We start from the raw sequence: 19,232 nt of genomic DNA, 5'->3' as shown, positions 1-19,232 counted from the left end.
GCCCCGGCCGGCCGATCACGAGAGGAGAAACCGATCAGCGGTGGGTGCGCAGCGACATCGCGCGCTCGGCCTCACGGCGGTCCTGCCGCTCGCGCAGGGCGTGGCGCTTGTCGTACTCCTTCTTGCCCTTGGCGAGAGCGATCTCGACCTTGGCGCGCCCGTCCTTGAAGTAGAGCTGCAGGGGGACGAGGGTGTGACCGGCCTCCCGGCTCTTGATCGCGAGCCGATCGATCTCGGTGCGGTGCAACAGCAGCTTGCGCTTGCGACGCGCGGCGTGATTGGTCCAGGTGCCCTGGTGGTACTCGGGGATGTGGACGCCCTCGAGCCAGGCCTCGCCGCCGTCGATGGAGGCCCAGCCGTCGACGAGGCTCGCGCGACCCTGCCGCAGCGACTTGACCTCGGTGCCGGTGAGGACGAGACCGGCCTCGTAGGTGTCCTCGATGTGGTAGTCGTGACGCGCCTTGCGGTTGCGCGCGACGACGTTCGTGCCCTTCTCCTTGGCCATGCGCCCTCACCTCCTCGGTGCCTCGGTCGGATGTCGACGCCCCGCCTGCGGGGCGATGTCCCAGGATAGGTGACCTGCCGCGCACGTCGCCAGCGCGTATCGGGCGAGGTGGGCCCGGCCTGTCGGCCCGCCTGGGATCAGACCCGCACCTGACGCGACAGCGAGAGCCACGACACGACGATCGAGACGACCGCGGCGACGAGCACGAGCCAACCCGAGATCGCCCACACGTCGCCGTCGCCGACCCACGCGAAGTCGGCGAAGCGGGCCGCGAACGAGGCCACCCCGAAGTGGACGACGGCCCACAGCGCGAGCACGGCCAGACCCGCACCGACGAGTGCGGCGAGCAGGATCTCGATGACGAACGGCAGCCGGATCGACGCCTTGGAGGCCCCGACCATCCGCTTGATCGCCACCTCGCGGCGCCGCGACCACGCGATCTGACGGATTGTCGTCGACGTGAGAAGGACCGAGGCGACCAGCATCACCGCCGCGATGCCGAGCGCGACCGCTCGCAGGACCGACAGCACCCGGATCAGCGGGTCGACCACCTCGCGGATGTCGTTCACCGTGGCGACGCCTGGCATCGGCGAGATCGTCTTCTCGATGATCGGGTACTGAGCGGGGTCGGACAGCTTGACGCGGAACGCCGCCGGGATGGCCTCCTTGGGTGTGTCCGCGAACGTCGGGTTGTGCCGGAACTGCTCCTGGAACCGGGCGTAGGCCTCGTCCTGCGACTCGTAGTAGACCGACGCGACCGTCGGCCTCATCGAGTCGAGCATGAGCTCGATCGCATCCCGTTGCGCCTTGGTCACCGACCCCTTCGCACACGCCGACTCGTTCGAGCGGGCGGGGCAGAGGAAGATCGAGACCTCGACCTTGTCGTACCAGAACCCCTTGGCGGCCTCGACCTGCCGATCCGCCAGCAGCCCCGTGCCGAGGAAGAACAGAGACGTCGTCGTGACGATGACCACGGCGACCGCCATCGAGACGCTACGCCGTAGCCCCGTCCACACCTCACCGAGCAGGAACCCGGGCCGGATCATCGCCGCGCCCCATTCGTCGTCCCGTGCGTGTCGCGCCCGGGAGTCTCGGTGTCGCCGGCCGTGGCGTCCCCGACATCCGTCGTCTCCATGGTCGTGTTCACGGCCTCCTTCGCCGGCGGCTCGGCGGAGTCACCCGGCAGGTCGGCCACGCGGGCCGTCTCGTCACGAGGGGGCTCGGAGGCCGCCACGGGCGGCCCGGAGGTCTTCTCGGGATCCATTTCGGGGGCGCGCATGTAGAGTCCGGCGACCTCGTCGCGCACGATGCGGCCGGCCTCGAGTTGCACGACCCGCCGACGCAGCGCATCGACGATGCGGTCGTCGTGGGTGGCCATGACGACCGTCGTGCCGCCGGCGTTGATGCGTTCGAGCAGGCGCACGATCTCGAGGCTGGTGGCGGGGTCGAGGTTGCCGGTGGGCTCGTCGGCGAGCAGCAGCGGAGGGTTGCGCACGAGGGCCCGCGCGATCGCGACGCGCTGCTGCTCACCACCGGAGAGCTCGTGCGGCAGCCGACGTCCGAGGTCGGCGAGGCCGACGGTCTCCAGCGCCTCGGGCACGGCCGTGGCGATCGCCGAGGCGGGCCGGCCCAGGACGTGCAGCACGTAGGCGACGTTCTGGTGCACGGTCTTGTCGGGCAGCAGACGGAAGTCCTGGAACACCGTTCCCACCTGCCGGCGCAGCCCGGGGATCCGCCGCCGCGGGATCGTCGTGAGATCGTGGCCGGCCACCTCCAGGCGGCCGGAGCTCACCTTCTCCTCCCGCACCATGAGGCGCACGATCGTCGACTTGCCCGAGCCCGAGGGGCCGACGAGGAACACGAACTCCCCGGCCTCGACGGACAGGTCGATGTCGTCCAGAGCGGGCCGCGACGTGCGCGGGTAGGTCTTGACGACATGATCGAAACGGATCATCGGCAGGTGTTTCCTCGCGAAGGGCGGACGGCCGGCTGAGGGCGGGCGCGTGGTGGACAGGGGCGGCGTCGCCGTGGCGGCCCCTTTCGCGGTGTCCCCCAGGCGTTGTCGTCGGCGCAGCAACCAGCCTACGACGGCCGGCCGGACACAGACCGGGCCCGGCCGGCCCCAGCGCCGTCCTTGCCCGATCCCGCACCGTTCACGGCAACGGACGTGACGGATTCATGACCGATTCATGACTCGCGCGGCGAGGTGCCGGGACCGCCGGATCGCCCCGTGACCAAGGTCCCCCAGTTGTCCAAGGGCCTGTGCCGGGCGCCCCGCCTCTGTCAGCATTGAGGCCATGACCTCAGAGCGTGAGATTGGTGTCACAGAACTCGCCCTTCGCGACGCGCACCAGAGCCTCATGGCCACCCGAATGGCCATGGAGGACATGGTTGACGCCTGCGAGGACATCGACAAGGCAGGCTTCTGGAGCGTCGAGTGCTGGGGAGGTGCCACCTTCGACGCCTGCATCCGGTTCCTCAACGAGGATCCCTGGGAGAGATTGCGCACCTTCCGCAAGCTCATGCCGAACAGTCGCCTGCAGATGCTGCTGCGCGGCCAGAACCTCCTCGGCTACCGCCACTACGGCGACGACGTGGTCGACCGGTTCTGCGAGAAGGCCGCCGAGAACGGCATGGACGTCTTCCGCGTCTTCGACGCGCTGAACGACCCCCGTAACCTCGAGCGGGCCATGGCCGCGGTCAAGAAGACGGGCAAGCACGCCCAGGGCACCGTCTGCTACACGACCTCGCCGCTGCACACGGTCGACGGCTACGTCGAGCTCGCCAAGCAGCTGCGCGACATGGGCGCCGACTCCATCGCGCTCAAGGACATGGCGGCCCTGCTCAAGCCGCAGCCCGCCTACGACATCGTCAAGGCGATCAAGAGCGAGATGCCCGACATGCAGGTCAACGTGCACTGCCACGCGACCACGGGTGTCACGCTCGTCTCGCTCATGAAGGCCATCGAGGGCGGCGCCGACGTGGTCGATACCGCGATCAGCTCGATGTCGCTCGGTCCGGGCCACAACCCCACCGAGTCGCTGCAGGAGATGCTCGAGGGCACCGGCTACGTCGCCGACCTCGACAAGGAGCTGCTGCGCAGCATCAAGCGCCACTTCGCCGAGGTCCGCCCCCGCTACAGCAAGTTCATGTCGTCGTTCAACGTCGAGACCGACATCTTCGACAGCCAGATCCCCGGCGGCATGATCTCGAACATGGAGTCCCAGCTCACCCAGCAGGGCGCGGGCGACAAGCTGCAGGAGGTCCTCGAGGAGGTCCCCCGCGTGCGCAAGGACGCCGGGTACCCGCCGCTGGTCACGCCCTCCAGCCAGATCGTGGGCACGCAGGCCGTGTTCAACGTGATGATGGGCCGTTACAAGGTGCTCACCGCCGAGTTCGCCGACCTCATGCTCGGCTACTACGGCGCCACCCTCGGCGAGTTCAACCCCGAGGTCGTGGAGCAGGCCAAGGCCCAAACGGGCAAGGAGCCGATCACCGACCGTCCGGCCAACCACATCCCGGACGAGTGGGACGAGCTGCGCAAGGAGGCCGAGGGCATCGAGGGCTTCAACGGCTCCGACGAGGACGTCCTCACCTACTCGATGTTCCCCAAGGTGGCGCCCGGGTTCTTCAAGACCCGCCCCGAGGGACCGAAGAACGTCGGCCAGGACCCCGCCGAGATCGAGGCGGAGAAGGCGGCCAAGGCCGGCGACACCGGTACCGGCCCCGTCCGCACGCCGATCACGTACAACGTCACCGTCAACGGCCGCTCGCACTCGGTCGCGGTCAAGCCCGCCTGAGCCGGAGAAGAGGACCACCTTCCATGACTGGCAAGCAGAAGACCATGAAGGACCGCATCGCCGAGCTTCGTGAGAAGCGCGCCGAGGTCGAGGCCGGCGGAGGCGAGGCACGCCACGCCAAGCAGCACGAGCAGGGCAAGCTCACCGCCCGCGAGCGGGTGGACTCGCTCGTCGACGAGGGCAGCTTCGAGGAGATCGGGCTCTTCGCCCAGCACCGCACCACGCTGTTCGGCATGGACAAGGCCGTCATGCCGGCCGACGGCGTCGTCACCGGCACCGGCACCGTCTTCGGTCGTCCCGTGCACCTGGCGAGCCAGGACTTCAGCGTCGCGGGCGGCTCGGCGGGCGAGATGCACTCGACCAAGGTCGCGAACGCGCTGCACTCGGCCCTGCAGGCCGGCACGCCGTTCGTGTTCATCAACGACTCCGGCGGCGCCCGCGTCCAGGAGGGCATCGACAGCCTCTCCGGCTACGGCAAGGTGTTCTACCAGAACGTCAACCTGTCGGGCGTCGTGCCGCAGATCTCGATCATCGCCGGCCCGTGCGCCGGTGGCGCGGTCTACTCCCCCGCCCTCACCGACTTCATCATCCAGACCGACAAGTCGCGCATGTTCATCACCGGCCCCGACGTCATCAAGCAGGTGACCGGCGAGCAGGTGACGGCCGAGGAGCTCGGCGGGCCGGCGACCCACATGGGCCGCTCGGGCGTCACGCACTTCGTGGCCGAGGACGACGAGCAGGCCCTCCTCATCGCCAAGAAGCTCCTCAGCTTCCTGCCGAGCAACAACACCGAGGAGCCGCCGCTCATCGAGGGCGAGTACGACGTCGAGAACGACGAGGCGCTCAACGAGGTCATCCCCGACGACCCCAAGAAGGGCTACGACGTCCGCGACGTCATCGCCCGCATCGTCGACTCCTCCGACTTCCTCGAGGTCCAGGCCGGGTACGCGATGAACCTCGTCGTCGGTTTCGGCCGCATCACGGGTCACACCGTCGGCTTCATCGCCAACCAGAGCAACCACCTGTCGGGCGTGCTCGACATCAACGCCTCCGACAAGGGCGCGCGGTTCATCCGGTTCTGCAACGCGTTCAACATCCCGGTCGTCAACCTCGTCGACGTTCCCGGCTTCCTGCCGGGCACCGCCCAGGAGTACGACGGCATCATCCGCCACGGCGCGAAGATGCTGTTCGCCTACAGCGCGGCGACGGTCCCGAAGATCACGGTGGTCCTGCGCAAGGCGTACGGCGGCTCCTACCTCGCCATGTGCAACAAGGACCTGGGCGCCGACCGCGTGTTCGCGTGGCCGACCGCCGAGATCGCCGTCATGGGCGCCGAGGGTGCCGCCGGAGTCGTGTTCCGCAAGGAGATCGCGGCCGCCGACGACCCAGCCGCCAAGCGTGCGGAGCTCGTGCAGCTCTACCGCGACGCGTTCTCGACGCCCTATGTCGCCGCCGCCCGCGGCCAGGTCGACGCCATCATCGAGCCGGCCGAGACGCGGCGCTACATCGCCCGCGCCCTCGAACAGCTCGCCGGCAAGCGCGAACTGCGCCCCGCCAAGAAGCACGGCCTCATCCCGCTGTGATCGACCGATCGAAGAGAAGGAGGGACGCATGAGCGAGCAGACACCGGGCTCCCCGGCATCGACCGATCAGACCGGGCAGTCCGAGCAGCTCACGGCGCTGATCGCCCAGCTGTCGGCGCAGGTGTCCGACCTGTCCGATCAGGTCGCGTCACTGCAGTCGGAGCTGCGCAGGCATCACCCCGCCGACGAGCTGCCCGAGAGCGTCGCACTCGCCATCTCGGCGGCCGTCGCGGCCTACCTGGGCAAACGCGCGAAGGTCAAGCGGGTCCAGGTCCGCCGCAGCAGCACGTGGGCCGCGCAGGCGCGGTCCGACATCCACCGCTCACACGCCGCGTTCGGTTCGCGGTGACGCAGCCTCACTGACCAGAAGGAATGACATGAAGCTGAAGGTCACGGTCGACGGAACGGTCTACGACGTCGACGTGGAAGTCGAAGAGGAGAAGGCCCAGACGCTCGGAGCCGTCCTCGTGGGCAGCATGAGCGCCCACGGCGTGGCACCCACGACGGCGAAGGCGCCGGCGAGCTCGTCGAACGCCCTCACCGCCAACCTCGCGGGCACCGTCGTCAAGGTCCTCGTCGAGGCCGGCCAGAAGGTCGCCTCGGGCGACACGCTGCTGGTGCTCGAGGCCATGAAGATGGAGACCGAGGTCACCGCACCCAAGGACGGCACCATCGCGTCCGTCGAGGTCGAGGTCGGCGACGCGGTCCAGGGCGGCCAGGTGCTCGTCGAGTGGGCCGAGGAGGACGAGAAGGAGTAGCAGCCGCCGGGAACGACTCGTTCGTCCCGGAGGACGACGAAGAGGGCGTCCACGCTCGCCGCGTGGGCGCCCTCCTTCCTTGCCCCCGAGGGGGTCAGGCCAGGAGCTGTTCCAGCACGGTGACCACGCCTGCCTCGGCACTCGGCGGGGCGATGTAGCGCGCCCGCGCGAGGACGTCGGGGTGCCCGTCGGCCATCGCGAACGAGTACCCGGCCGCGTCGAGAAGCTGCAGGTCGTTGTGGTAGTCGCCGAACGCGACGCACTGCTCGCGCTCGAGGCCGAGCCGGGTGCGCAGGCGCTCGAGCCCGGCCCCCTTGTGGACGCCCGAGTTCATCACGTCGATCCAGTGCGGTCCGGAGACCGCGACCTGGTGGGTCTCGCGGAACGGGGCGAAGAAGGGCTCCGCCTGCGCCGAGGAGTCGACGTCGTACACCGAGATCTTCAGCGCCTCGTCGTCGACCGCGAGCAGGTCGTCGACCGTCTCGAGCCGCCGGTAGTAGATCGCGACCTCGTCGTGGAACCGGGCGTCGGTGCGTTCGATCCACGCCGACCGCACCCCGCACAACACGGCCCCCAGGTCGCGTTCTCGCGCCGCGGCGCGGGCGGCGCCGATGAGGTCGGTGGCGGCCTCGGGCGCGAGCGTGTCGGTGGCGAGCACCTCGTCGCGGTAGGCGACGAGGGTGCCGTTCTCGGCGATGAACCCCATCTGCGAGGCCGCCTCGCCGAAGAGCGCGCGCAGGGTCGCGTACTGGCGTCCGCTCGCCGGGACGACGACGATCCCCCGCTTCGTCATCGCCTCGAGCAGCGGCCAGAACCCCTCCGGCACACGGCCGTCGGGACCGATGAGCGTGCCGTCCATGTCGACGGCGACGAGCCGCACGTCGACAGGGTGGTCGGGCATCGTCGGGGCGGGCGACACAGGTCAGTCCTCGCCGCGCTGCTGGGCGATCTTCCAGCGGATGCCGGCCTCCATGAACCCGTCGATGTCGCCGTCGAACACCGCGTTCGTGTTGCCGACCTCGTGCTCGGTGCGCAGGTCCTTGACCATCTGGTACGGGTGCAGCACGTACGAGCGCATCTGGTCGCCCCAGCTCGCCTTGACGTCGCCCGCGAGCTCCTTCTTGGCCGCGGCCTCCTCGGCCTGCTTGAGCAGCAGAAGCCGGGACTGCATGACCCGCAGCGCGGCCGCCCGGTTCTGGATCTGGCTCTTCTCGTTCTGCATCGAGACCACAGTGCCGGTGGGGATGTGCGTCATGCGCACGGCCGAGTCGGTCGTGTTGACGCTCTGACCACCGGGGCCGGAGGAGCGGAAGACGTCGATCTTGAGGTCGTTCTCGGGGATGTCGATGTGGTCGGTCTGCTCGATGAGCGGCACGACCTCGACCGCCGCGAACGAGGTCTGACGGCGTCCCTGGTTGTCGAACGGGCTGATGCGCACGAGTCGGTGCGTGCCCGCCTCGACCGAGAGGTTGCCGTAGGCGTACGGCACGTTGATCTCGAACGTCGCCGACTTGATGCCGGCCTCCTCGGCGTAGGAGGTGTCCATGACCTTCGTGGGGTACTCGTGGCGCTCGGCCCAGCGCAGGTACATGCGCAGGAGCATCTCGGCGAAGTCGGCCGCGTCGACGCCCCCGGCCCCGGCGCGGATGGTGACGACCGCCTCGCGCTGGTCGTACTCCCCCGACAGCAGCGTGCGCACCTCGAGCTCGCCCACGGCCTTTCTCACCGCGACGAGCTCGGCCTCGGCCTCGGCGAGGGTGTCGGCGTCGCCGCCGTCCTCGGTCGCCATCTCCACGAGGGCCTCGAGGTCCTCGATGCGCGCGTCCATGCCCTCGATGCGCTCGAGCTCGGAGTTGGCGCGCGAGAGGTTGCTCGTGACCCGTTGGGCGTTCTCCTGGTCGTCCCACAGGTCGGGGGCCACCGACTGCTGCTCGAGGTCGGCGATCTGGGCGCGCAGGGCGTCGAGGTCGCTCACCTCGCGCACCGACGCCATGGTCGTCCGCAGGTCCTTGAGTTCTTGAGCGAAGTCGGTAGCCACGAGGTGAAATCCTACCCTCCGCGCATCGACGCCCCGCGCGCCGCCGAGCCCGCTCCGGGGTCGCCGGCCGGCTCAGAGCAGGGGCTGCAGGTCGCGCAGCACCCACTCGACGACCCGGCTCAGGCGGCTTCGGCCCGACCACTCCTCGAGGGTGAGCTGGCGGCAGTTGCCGAGGTCCATCGAGAAGATCCGCTCCATCTCGGCGGCCTGGTCGTCGCTGTACATCTCGAGGTTGACCTCGTAGTTGCCGGTGAGCGAGAGGCGGTCGATGTTGGCCGTGCCGATCGTGCTCCAGCGCCCGTCGACCGTCGCGGTCTTGGCGTGCACCATCGCGTCCCGGTAGAGCCAGAGCGTGACCCCGCCCTCGAGGAGGCGGGTGTAGTACGACCGCGCGACCCAGTCGGCGACGACGTGGTTGCTGTACTCGGGGATGATCACCCGCACGTCGACGCCCCGCCGTGCGGCCGCCAACAGGCCGTCGAGGATCTCCTCGTCGGGGATGAAGTAGGCCTGCGTGATGTAGATGCGCCGGGAGGCCCGGTCGAAGGCCTTGAGGTAGAGCCCGCGCACCGGGAACAGCAGGCGACTCGGCGCGTTGCGCGCGGCCTCGGTGGAGGCGTCCCACGACGCGGCACCGCGGTCGGGCAGCGCCGGCAGATGCCGGCCGCGGTAGTGGTTCCAGAAGTCGACGAACGCGTTGTCGAGCTCCCACACCGACGGACCCACGATGCGCATGTGGGTGTCGCGCCACTGGTCCGCGTAGAGGCTGCCGACGTTGTAGCCGCCGACGAAGCCCACCTGGGAGTCGACCACGAGGATCTTGCGGTGGTCACGGCCGAAGCTACGCAGCCCGGGTCGCGTGATCATCGACAGCCGGAACACGGGGAAGCGCAGGACGTGGACGGCCTCGGGCATGTGGAAGAACGACGGCGGAACGACGAGGTTGGCGAACGCGTCGTAGACGACGTAGACGTCGACGCCGCGCTCGGCCGCGGCGATGAGGGCGTCCTTGAACTCCTGGCCGACCTCGTCGGCCTTCCAGATGTAGGTCTCGAAGTAGATCGTGTGCTCGGCGCCTCGAATGGCCTCGAGCATGTCGGCGTAGAGGTCCTCCCCCAGCGTGTACGTCGTCACCGCCGATTCCGCGACGTCGACGGTCGCCGGCGGACACGAGGGAAAGCCCCCGGGAGGAGGGTTGCGCCGCTTGCGGATCTCGTCGACCGTCACCACGCCCACGACGGCGGCGACCTGCGCGGCCGTCGTGGCCGCCACGTACCATCCCGCCGCCCGGGCCAGGGTGCGCACCCGCAGGCCGCGGCTCAGCAGGCTCATGACGTGATCCTCATGGAACCAACGTAACCCGACGCGCCGGACGCCGATACGCGACGATGTCTGCAGGTGGCCGCAGTGTCAGGCCATGCGCGTGGGCACGCGTGGGTACGCGGGCGCAGGGCTGAGACCGGGGAGAGGAGATCGGTGTGGGAGTGCGGGTGACCCGCCGGGACGGCACCGTCGACAGCTACGGGGTGGACGGGGACGGCTTCTGGACGGCCGAGCGAGACCCCTACAGCGGCACGCTCAAGGTCTCCTACCTTCGTGCGCACCGCTGGGAGGAGGTGCGGCGCTTCTACCGCACCGAGGAGTGGTCGCGGGTCGAGATTCGCTGAGCGGGGTCCACTCCGCTGCACAGCCAGTCGACGGCCTCGGCCGCGGTCCATCCCTGCGGGTGGGCGGCCAGCAGCCGCGCGGCCCCGCCCAGATCCTGGCCCAGGGTGACGGCCGGCTGCTCCGCGTAGCCGTCCTTGCGTTCCTGCCCGATGCCGATGTTCGCCATGAGGCCGTTGCACAGGCACATGCGCCCCACGGTGTCCTCGATCGCGCCGCCCTTCTTGAGGTAGGCGTCCACCGGCTCGGAGGCGCAGCGGTATCCGACGCTGCCGTCGGGCCGCTCGTAGGGGCTGCGCAGGTAGGACAGGTCGCAGAGGCGAGGACGCGCCTCGTAGGTCTCCTCCTCCGACATCGTGTCCGGCACGTTCGCGATCTTGAACGGGAATCCGGTCGGCGAGGCGCGCGGGTCGTTGCGGACGACCAACTCGTCGCGCGCGAGCGCCTCGAGCATCCCGCGGCGGATGCCCGGGTCCAGCCCGGAATCCTCCGACAGCGCGAAGATCGTTCCCGCCTGGATGCCCGCGGCCCCGGCCTCCAGCGCCGCGGCCACACCCTCGGGGGTGCCGTGCGCACCGGCGAGCCAGAACGGCAGTCCGATCTTGGCGATGGCGCCCAGATCGGCCTCGTCTCGGGCGCCGTAGACGGGCTCACCGCGCTCGTCGAGGGTCATCCGTCCCCGGGGCGGGGCCGAGTGGCCACCGGCGGGCGGCCCCTCGACGACGAACCCGTCGGGGCGGATCTCCGGATCCCGGTAGAGGTAGGTGGCCAGGGAGTGCAGCGAGACGATCGCGTAGAACTGCGGTCGCCGCAGACGCGGCAGGTGGGCCCCCATGACCGCGACCGGGTCGACGGTGCTCACGTGTCGCCGGGTCGCGCCGACGACGTCGATCGTCACCCCGCCCGGCCGGCCGGCCTCGAAGTCGCGCAGCAGCCGGGGGATCTCGCGCGGGATGCCCGCGCCCATGAGCACGTGATCGACCCCGGCGATCATCGCGCCGAGGACCGCCGTGGGTGTGCCCATCTGGATCTTCTCGAGGAAGTTGATGCCGATCGGGCCGTCGTGCCCCTCCTTGGCGAGCCACACCTCGACGAAGTTGCCGAGCACGCTGAGTTCGACCGCAGGGGTGCTCGGGGTGATCGTCAGCGTCGGGTTCGGGCGGTAGGGGCGTCCCTCTCGGCCCTCGGGCCGGTAGTAGCGCTCGAGGGCACGCCCGACCATGTCCTGATCGGGGAAGTGGGCGAGGGCGCGGCGACGGTGACCACCGGGGTCGCCGTCCTGCAGAGCGCGGGCGAGGACCGCGTCGAGGGCGGTGCCCGAGACGACCCCGAGGTTGCCCGTGCGCGAGACCTCGCGCGCGAGGCCCCAGGACGACACGGCGACGCCCATTCCACCCTGGATGACCAGCGGTGCTTCGTTCACGTCCACGCCAAACCTCCGCGACCGTAACTTACGACAACGTAGGTAAACTAGGGGCTCACCCTCCCCCGCACGACCGGCGTATCGCGATACGGACGGGTCGCCTTCCCATGCGACCGGCGTGGTCACCTGGCAGTCGGAGACGTGTCTTATACTGCTCGTGCACCGTTGTGGCGAAGGTCACTTTTCGCGTCGTGCGCAAAACTCCCCATTCCCCTTGTGCCGCCCCCCGATCTCTGTGACGCTTGAGGGAACAAACACCGGACAAAGGACGTTGGTCCCGGTGTCCCGACGGGGGGTCGGCCGATCGCTTTCGATCTACGACTCCCCGCCTTCGTGTCACGATTCCCCGCCCCCACCCCTGAGGGGCACCGCTTCGGTGAGCGCCGAAGCCCCAGCAAGGCAAGGAGCATTCCGCATGGACTGGCGTAACCGCGCTGCGTGCTTGGACGAGGACCCCGAGCTCTTCTTCCCCATCGGCAACACCGGTCCGGCCCTCATGCAGATCGAAGAGGCCAAGGCCGTCTGTCGCCGCTGCGAGGTGCAGGACACGTGCCTCAAGTGGGCGCTCGAGTCGGGGCAGGACGCCGGCGTCTGGGGCGGGCTTTCGGAGGACGAGCGACGCGCTCTCAAGCGTCGCAACGCCCGCGCCCGCCGCGCCGGCTGACCCTCCCGGGCGGGGGCAGCCCATCTGACCACACCGTCACACCGACGACCGCATTCGTGATGACCGGTTCCCTCGCGGGCCGGTCATCACGCATGTCCGGGCGGGTGGACACGACGCTCGTCATGATGCACCTGCTCCTGGCGCTGGTACTCACAGCGACGGTATTCACAGCGACGAGGCCCGGTCTCCACTGCCCAGGGGTCGCAGCCGCGCCTCGAACCGGACCCGGGTGCCTCCGCCCTCGCGGGCGCTCCACACGATGGAGCCTCGCAGGTCCTGCACCAGCGCACTGACGATCTGAGTGCCCAGGCCTGAACGCCCGGGCCGGAAGCCGTCGGGCAGCCCCGCACCGTCGTCCTCGACGTCGACGGTGAGCCACTGCGCCTCGGCCTCCCGGCGTCGGGTCGCGCGCAGGCGCACGGTCCCGCCGGGTCCCGCCGCACCCCCCGGGGCCTCGCCGGAGGCCGCGGGCCCGCCGGCGGGGAAGCCGTGCTCGACCGCGTTGTTGACGAGTTCGGTGACGACCATCGCGAGAGCGTTGGCGTCCTCGGCCGCGACCATGCCGAAGCTGCCCTCGAACTGCCAGCGGACGCCGCCGCCCTGGGCCGCGACCTCGACGATGGAGGTGAAGGCCCGGCCGACGATCTCGTCGAAGTCGACAGCCTCGTCGATGGTGCGGCTCAGCGTGTCGTGCACGAGCGCGATGGTCGCGATGCGCTGCTCGGCCTCCACGAGCGCCTGCCTGGCGAGGTCGTCGGTGACCCGGCGCCCTTGGAGGCGCAGCAGGGCGGCCACGGTCTGCAGGTTGTTCTTGACCCGGTGGTGGATCTCGCGGATCGTCGCGTCCTTGGTGAGCAGGTCGCGTTCCCGCCGCCTCAGCTCGCTCACGTCGCGCACGAGCAGGAGGGCGCCGAAGCGGGTGCCGTTGTCCGACAACGGGATCGAGCGGATGACGAGGGTCGTGCCCGCGCCCTCGACCTCGCTGAGCATCGGCGCCTTGCCGGTGAGGACCAGGGGCAGGGACTCGTCGACGACCGAATGGTCGTCGACGCAGTCGGTGACGATGCGGCTGAGGAAGTCACCGACGACCCGGCCGCGCTCGCCGAACCGGTGCAGCGCCGAGATGACGTTGGGGCTGGCGTAGGTGACGACCCCGTCGAGGTCGAGGCGCATGACCCCGTCGCCGACCCGGGGGGCTCCGCGGCGGTAGCCGGGCGGCAGGCCGGGCTGGGGGAAGTCGCCGGTGGCGATCATGCCGACGAGCGTGTCGGCGGTCGAGCGGTAGGTGAGCTCCAGACGGCTCGGCGCGCGCATGGCGCCGAAGTTGGAATGACGGGTCATCACCGCGATGCACCGCCCCTCGCGCACGACGGGCACGGCCTCCTCCCGCAGCGGCTGATCCTCGAGCCACGCCGGACGGTCGGAGCAGACGATGCGCTGTTCGCTCAGGCACCTGGCGAGCAGGCCGCGGCGGTCGTCGTCGGCGTGCATGCCCACCATGTCGTCGTAGAACACGAGCGGACCGGTGTTGGGGCGCACGTGAGTGACGCACGTCCAGGTCGACGGGTTCTCGCGCACCCACATGACGAGGTCGGCGAACGAGAGATCGGAGATCATCTGCCAGTCCCCCACGAGCAGGTGCAGCCACTCGGCGTCGGCCGGGGCCATCCCCACGCGTTCGAGACTGCTGCTCAACGACGGCATGTGCGCAGCGTAGCCGGGGCCCCGGCGACCGGATCGGTCGGCGGGGCCCCGGCGAGGCACGCGCGGCGGCTCAGTTGGTGGCGCTCCCGGAACGCACGAGACCGCGCAGCGTCCGCAGCGCCACCGAGAGCGGCGCCACTCCCGGGTCCTCCAACGCGGCGATGTCGGCGAGCGCCGTGGCCCCCCGTTCGAGGGAGGTGGCGTTGGCCGTACACCACTCGTCGAGACGCTCGGAGGGCTGCGCCGAGCTGTCGGTCGCGTCGTCGATGACCCGGGTCAGCCCCTCGAGCACGGCGTACAGGTCGTCCCGCATGGCACCCCGAGCGAGGGCGTCCCACCGGTCCTCCCGCGGCAGCCGCGCGACACGGTTGAGCATGACGTCGACGTCGAACCGCTCGGACGTGGCGAAGTACAGCGCCGCCACGCTCTCGATCGAGTCGTCGCGCTCGTGGGCGAGTTCGACGATGTCGAGGATGCTGAACCGGTCGAGCAGCGACGCGGCGAGCACCGCGAGCTCCTCGGGCACGCCCTGCTCCGTGTACTTCTGCGCCTCGGCACGCAGCCGGTCGCCCTCGGTACCGATGAGCAACTCGGGAATCTGCGGGCCGAGATTGCGTACGGCGTCGCGGAACCGGTTGATCTCGGCGCCCACGTCGAGTGGTGAGGGCCGGCTCTGCAGGAACCACCGCACCGCCCGGTCCATGAGCCGCCGGAACTCGAGGTAGAGCGCGGTCTGTGTGTCGGTGGAGACGACGTTGTCGAGGTTCTCGACCTGCTCCACGAACTCACGGAGTCCGAAGACCTCGCGGGCGATGACGAACGCGCGCGCGATCTGGTCGGTCGTCGCGCTCGTCTCCTCGATCGTGCGGTAGACGAACGTGATGCCGCCACGGTTGACGATCGAGTTGGCCACCGAGTTGACGATGATCTCGCGCCGCAGCGGGTGCTCGGCGAGGTTGGCACCGAAGCGCTGCTGGATCGGCTCCGGGAAGTACTCGGCGAGGCTGCTCTCGAACCACGGCTCGTCGGGCAGGTCGCTCTCCATGAGGTCGGCCTTGAGCGCGAGCTTGGAGTAGGCCACGAGCACCGCGAACTCCGGCGAGGTGAGCCCCCGTCCCTCGGCCACGCGCTGCTCGATGCGGGCGTCGGAGGGGAGGAACTCGAGCTCGCGGTCGAGCTCGCCACGCTCGGAGAGCCAGTTCATGAACCGCTGGTGCACCCCGACCATCTGGTATTCCTGCCTGCGCGCGTTGCCGAGCAGCACGTTCTGCTCGTAGTTGTCGCGCAGCACCTTCGTGGCGACGTCGTCGGTCATCGACGCGAGCAGCTCGTTGCGCTGCTTGAGCGTGAGGTCGTCGTCGCGCATGAGGCCGGTGAGGAGGATCTTGATGTTGACCTCGTGGTCGGAGGTGTCGACACCGGCCGAGTTGTCGATGGCGTCGGTGTTGATCCGCACCCCGTGCAGTGCGGCCTCGATGCGACCGAGCTGACTCGCGCCGAGGTTTCCGCCCTCGCCGACGACCTTGGCCCGCAACTCCTCTCCGTCGACGCGGATGGCGTCGTTCGCGCGGTCGCCGATCTGGGCGTTGCTCTCGACCGACGCCTTGATGTAGGTGCCGATGCCGCCGTTCCACAGCAGGTCGACCGGCGCGAGCAGCGCGGCGTGGATGAGCTCGTTGGGCGTGAGCCGCTCGACGTCGTCGGCGAGGCCGAGGGCCTCGCGCATCTGCGGGGTGATCGCGATCGACTTGGCCGTGCGGGGGAAGACGCCGCCGCCCTCGCTCATGAGCGAGGTGTCGAAGTCGGCCCACGAGGAGCGCGGAAGATCGAACAGCCGCCGGCGCTCGGCGTACGTGCTCGCCGCGTCGGGGTCGGGGTCGACGAAGACGTGCCGGTGGTCGAACGCGCACACGAGCCGGATGTGCTCCGAGAGCAGCATGCCGTTGCCGAACACGTCGCCGCTCATGTCACCGACGCCGACGACGGTGAAGTCCTCGGTCTGGGTGTCGTGGCCGAGCTCGCGGAAGTGACGCTTGACCGACTCCCACGCGCCGCGGGCGGTGATGCCCATGCCCTTGTGGTCGTAGCCCGCCGAGCCGCCGGAGGCGAACGCGTCGTCCAGCCAGAACCCGTACGACTGAGCCACGCCGTTGGCGATGTCGGAGAACTTGGCCGTGCCCTTGTCGGCGGCGACGACGAGGTAGGTGTCGTCGGGGTCGTGCCGCACGACGCGCGGGGGCGCGACGACCTCGCCCTTGACGAGGTTGTCGGTGACGTCGAGCAGGCTCGAGATGAACAGCTTGTACGCCTCGATGCCCTCGGCCATCCACGCGTCACGATCGCTCGGGTCGGGCAGCTGCTTGGCGACGAACCCGCCCTTGCTGCCGGTGGGCACGATGACGGCGTTCTTCACCATCTGCGCCTTGACGAGGCCGAGGACCTCGGTGCGGAAGTCCTCGCGCCGGTCGCTCCAGCGCAGGCCGCCGCGGGCGACCTTGCCGAAGCGCAGGTGGACGCCCTCGACGCGGGGGCCGTAGCACCAGACCTCGAACATCGGCCGGGGCTCGGGCAGCCACTGGATGGACCGCGGGTCGAGCTTGAGGCACACCGTCTCCTTGAAGGTCTCGGTGCCGTCCTCGAGGGTGCGCCGCTGGTAGAAGTTCGTGCGCAGGGTGCCGTCGATGACGTCGAGGAAGGAGCGGACGATGCGGTCCTCGTCGAGGCTCGTCACGTCCTCCAACGCCTCGAGGATCGCGGCCTCGACGGCCTGCTGTGCCTCCCGGCGGGCCTCCATGTCGTCGCCGCTGGGGTGGTCGGGGTCGAAGCGGGCCTCGAACAACTCCACGACGAGCCGCGCGATGTGGGAGTTGGTGCGCAGCGTGTCCTCGATGTACCGGTTGCTGAACGTCGTACCCGTCTGCCGCAGGTACTTCACGATCGTGCGCAGGATGACGACCTGCCGCCACGTGAGGCCGGCGGTGAGGACGAGCGCGTTGAAGCCGTCACTCTCGGCCAGGCCCGTCCACACCGCCTTGAACGCGTCCTGGAACGCGTCGCGCACGCCCTCGGGCCCCTGCGTCCAGGAGGACTCCGAGGGCGCCCGCAGGCCGAAGTCGTAGATGTGGAAGACGGTGCCGGTGGAGTCCACCACCTCGTACGGACGCTCGTCGATGACCTGCAGACCCATGTCGGCGAAGACCGGCAGCACGTTGCTCAGCGTCAGGCTGCCGCGCCGGTACAACTTGAGGCGCCGCTCGCCCTGAGGGGCCGAGGCAGGCCGGTAGAGGTTGAGCCGGAAGTCGCCCTCCCCCTCGAGCTGCTCGAGATGGCGCAGGTCGGCGACGGCGATGCGCGGGGAGAAGTCGGCCTTGTAGCCCTCGGGGAAGCCCCGGCCGTACCTCGACAGCAGGCGGCTGGCCTGCTCCTCGCCGTTCTCGGCGCGCGCGGAGTCGGCGAGATCCTCGTCCCACGAGCGCGTCGTGTCGACGAGACGGCGCTGCAGCTCCTCGACGTCGACGTCGGGCAGTTCCTGGCCGGGCTCGACGCGCACCACGAAGTGCAGCCGGGCGAGGTTCGACTCCGACACGCGGGTCGTGTACTCGACGTTCGCGCCGTTGAACGCCTCCTTGAGCAGGGACTCCATGCGCAGGCGCACCGGGGTGGTGTAGCGGTCGCGCGGGATGTACACCAGGCATGACATGTAGCGGTTGTACTCGTCCTTGCGCAGGAACAGCCTCGTGCGGCGCTGCTCGCGCAGGTGCACGACGGCGACCGCGGTCTCGGTGAGGCTCTCGACGTCGGCCTGGAAGAGCTCGTCGCGGGGGTAGGTCTCGAGGATGCCGAGCAGGTCTTTGCCGAGGTGCGACTCCGGGGAGAAGCCGCTGCGCTCCATGATGGTCTCGACCTTCTCGGCGAGGTAGGGCACGGTGCGCACCGACCACGTGTAGGCGCTCGCCGTGAACAGGCCGAGGAACCGGTGCTCGCCGGTGACGGCCCCGGACTCGTCGAAGGTCTTGACGCCGACGTAGTCGAGGTAGGCCGAACGGTGCACGGTGCTGCGGGAGTTCGCCTTGGTGATGACCTCCAGCCTCCGCTCCCCCGCCTTCTCGGCCACGGGGCCCGCCGGCAGCACGCTCACGCGTTCGATGCCGTCGACGGCCTCGTTGCGCCCGTCGTGGCGCAGTAGGCCGAGGCCGGTGCCCGACACGGGCTTCTCCGCGGGGCGTCCGCCCTCCTCGACGAGCTCGTACTGGCGGTAGCCGAGGAACGTGAACTGTCCGGCGGCCATCCAGTCGAGCAGTCCGCGCACCTGGTCGACGTCCGCGGCGTCGATGCCGGCCGGCGGGTGGTCGCGAAGCTGCTCGGCGACCTCGGCGGCCTTGCCCGTCATCTTGGGCCAGTCCTCGACCGACACGCGCACGTCCTCGAGGATGCGCAGCAGGGAGTCGGCGAGGCGCTCGCGTTCGGCGGGGTCGCTCTCCCGGGCGATCTGCAGGTGCATCCACGACTCGGTGACCACCCCGAATCCCTCGTGAGGCTCGTCGACGTCGACGTCGAGCACCTCGGACAGCACGCCGGCGGCATCGCGCCGCACGACCATCTGCGGGTGGACGAGCAGGTGCAGCGCGCGGCCCTGCCGGGCGAGCTCGGCGGTGATGGAGTCGACGAGGAAGGGCATGTCGTCGGTGACGACCTCGACGACGGTGTTACCGGTCGACCATCCCTCCTGCTCGACCGACGGGGTGAAGACCCGCACCTTGGGCACGCCGACGGGGCGGTCGTAGGCGAGCGCCCGCTGCGAGAGGGCGGCCCCCACGAGGTCCTCGGGGCGACGCGCCAGCAGATCCTCGGTGAGCATGTGCCGGTAGTAGCGCGTCAACAACAGTCGGGCGGACTCTCCTTCCTGCCGGTCGACCATCTCCGCGGCCGAGTCCAGCAGCTGCTGCCGAGATTCCTCCAACGATGTCGCCATCGCCCTCTCCCCTTCGTTCGAACGACCTGGTCCCTGCTCTGACGATGCTAGGAGGGTCACACGGGTCCTGCCCGCCGTTCCGCGGAACCGATGAGCTGCGCGGGAGCCGTCGTAGGCGCC

Annotated in this window: 15 protein-coding genes; 6 read left to right on the top strand and 9 right to left on the bottom strand. The window is 69.8% G+C overall.

Annotation, left to right across the window (positions count from 1 at the left end; translation table 11 throughout):
* Nucleotides 1-34 precede the first annotated feature (34 nt).
* From smpB to ftsE, 3 genes are all read right to left on the bottom strand, one after another.
* Nucleotides 35-505, bottom strand: coding sequence for an SsrA-binding protein SmpB (gene smpB, locus BN1197_RS02320; protein ID WP_040155825.1), 471 nt, complete (start codon nt 503-505; stop codon nt 35-37).
* A gap of 137 nt (nt 506-642) precedes the next feature.
* The gene (gene ftsX, locus BN1197_RS02315; RefSeq protein ID WP_040155823.1) at nt 643-1,551 is read right to left on the bottom strand and encodes a permease-like cell division protein FtsX; all 909 of its coding nucleotides are present in this window, start codon (nt 1,549-1,551) and stop codon (nt 643-645) included.
* Nucleotides 1,548-2,459, bottom strand: a complete 912-nt coding sequence (gene ftsE / locus BN1197_RS02310; protein ID WP_245851791.1) for a cell division ATP-binding protein FtsE — start codon at nt 2,457-2,459, stop codon at nt 1,548-1,550. Before ftsE ends, ftsX begins: the two co-directional genes overlap by 4 nt.
* 343 nt (nt 2,460-2,802) lie before the next feature.
* Between ftsE and BN1197_RS02305 the strand changes: the two genes are divergently transcribed.
* From BN1197_RS02305 to BN1197_RS02290, 4 genes are read left to right on the top strand one after another with little or no spacing between them, the layout of a single operon-like run.
* Nucleotides 2,803-4,305, top strand: coding sequence for a methylmalonyl-CoA carboxytransferase subunit 5S (locus BN1197_RS02305; RefSeq protein ID WP_040155822.1), 1,503 nt, complete (start codon nt 2,803-2,805; stop codon nt 4,303-4,305).
* Nucleotides 4,306-4,328: 23 nt separating this feature from the next.
* On the top strand, nt 4,329-5,888 hold the full coding sequence (locus BN1197_RS02300; protein ID WP_040155821.1) for an acyl-CoA carboxylase subunit beta: 1,560 nt from the start codon (nt 4,329-4,331) through the stop codon (nt 5,886-5,888).
* Between the two features lie 28 nt (nt 5,889-5,916).
* On the top strand, nt 5,917-6,237 hold the full coding sequence (locus BN1197_RS02295; protein WP_052465881.1) for a hypothetical protein: 321 nt from the start codon (nt 5,917-5,919) through the stop codon (nt 6,235-6,237).
* 28 nt (nt 6,238-6,265) lie between these two features.
* Entirely contained in the window at nt 6,266-6,646 is a 381-nt protein-coding gene (locus BN1197_RS02290) for a biotin/lipoyl-containing protein (RefSeq protein WP_040155820.1), read from the top strand.
* Nucleotides 6,647-6,740: 94 nt separating this feature from the next.
* Here the strand turns inward: BN1197_RS02290 and BN1197_RS02285 are convergent, their stop codons facing one another.
* The 3 genes from BN1197_RS02285 to BN1197_RS02275 all read right to left on the bottom strand — a co-directional run bounded on the left by BN1197_RS02285 (nt 6,741) and on the right by BN1197_RS02275 (nt 10,016).
* Entirely contained in the window at nt 6,741-7,547 is an 807-nt protein-coding gene (locus BN1197_RS02285) for a Cof-type HAD-IIB family hydrolase (protein ID WP_040155951.1), read from the bottom strand.
* Between the two features lie 21 nt (nt 7,548-7,568).
* The gene (gene prfB, locus BN1197_RS02280; RefSeq protein WP_040155819.1) at nt 7,569-8,684 is read right to left on the bottom strand and encodes a peptide chain release factor 2; all 1,116 of its coding nucleotides are present in this window, start codon (nt 8,682-8,684) and stop codon (nt 7,569-7,571) included.
* Nucleotides 8,685-8,756: 72 nt separating this feature from the next.
* Nucleotides 8,757-10,016: a phospholipase D-like domain-containing protein gene (locus tag BN1197_RS02275; RefSeq protein ID WP_040155818.1), complete on the bottom strand. Its 1,260-nt coding sequence runs from the start codon at nt 10,014-10,016 to the stop codon at nt 8,757-8,759.
* Between the two features lie 158 nt (nt 10,017-10,174).
* Between BN1197_RS02275 and BN1197_RS17235 the strand changes: the two genes are divergently transcribed.
* Nucleotides 10,175-10,351 carry a hypothetical protein gene (locus BN1197_RS17235; protein WP_176489694.1) on the top strand — a complete coding sequence of 59 codons (177 nt, stop codon included), beginning with the start codon at nt 10,175-10,177 and terminating at the stop codon, nt 10,349-10,351.
* Here the strand turns inward: BN1197_RS17235 and BN1197_RS02265 are convergent.
* Complete coding sequence (locus tag BN1197_RS02265; protein ID WP_040155949.1) at nt 10,312-11,772, bottom strand: nitronate monooxygenase; 1,461 nt, start codon at nt 11,770-11,772, stop codon at nt 10,312-10,314. The genes BN1197_RS17235 and BN1197_RS02265 overlap by 40 nt on opposite strands.
* 415 nt (nt 11,773-12,187) lie before the next feature.
* On the opposite strand from BN1197_RS02265, the gene BN1197_RS02260 reads away from it, so the two are divergent.
* Complete coding sequence (locus BN1197_RS02260) at nt 12,188-12,436, top strand: WhiB family transcriptional regulator (RefSeq protein WP_009482385.1); 249 nt, start codon at nt 12,188-12,190, stop codon at nt 12,434-12,436.
* A 165-nt stretch (nt 12,437-12,601) separates the two neighbouring features.
* On the opposite strand, the gene BN1197_RS02255 is transcribed toward BN1197_RS02260, so the two are convergent.
* Both BN1197_RS02255 and BN1197_RS02250 read right to left on the bottom strand, forming a co-directional pair.
* Nucleotides 12,602-14,140, bottom strand: coding sequence for a sensor histidine kinase (locus BN1197_RS02255; protein ID WP_040155815.1), 1,539 nt, complete (start codon nt 14,138-14,140; stop codon nt 12,602-12,604).
* A 70-nt stretch (nt 14,141-14,210) separates the two neighbouring features.
* Entirely contained in the window at nt 14,211-19,112 is a 4,902-nt protein-coding gene (locus BN1197_RS02250; protein ID WP_040155813.1) for an NAD-glutamate dehydrogenase, read from the bottom strand.
* Nucleotides 19,113-19,232: the final 120 nt, after the last annotated feature.

The sequence above is a fragment of the Mobilicoccus massiliensis genome (assembly GCF_000826525.2).
Classification (GTDB): domain Bacteria; phylum Actinomycetota; class Actinomycetes; order Actinomycetales; family Dermatophilaceae; genus Mobilicoccus; species Mobilicoccus massiliensis.
This window is presented reverse-complemented; position numbering and strand designations above follow the sequence as displayed.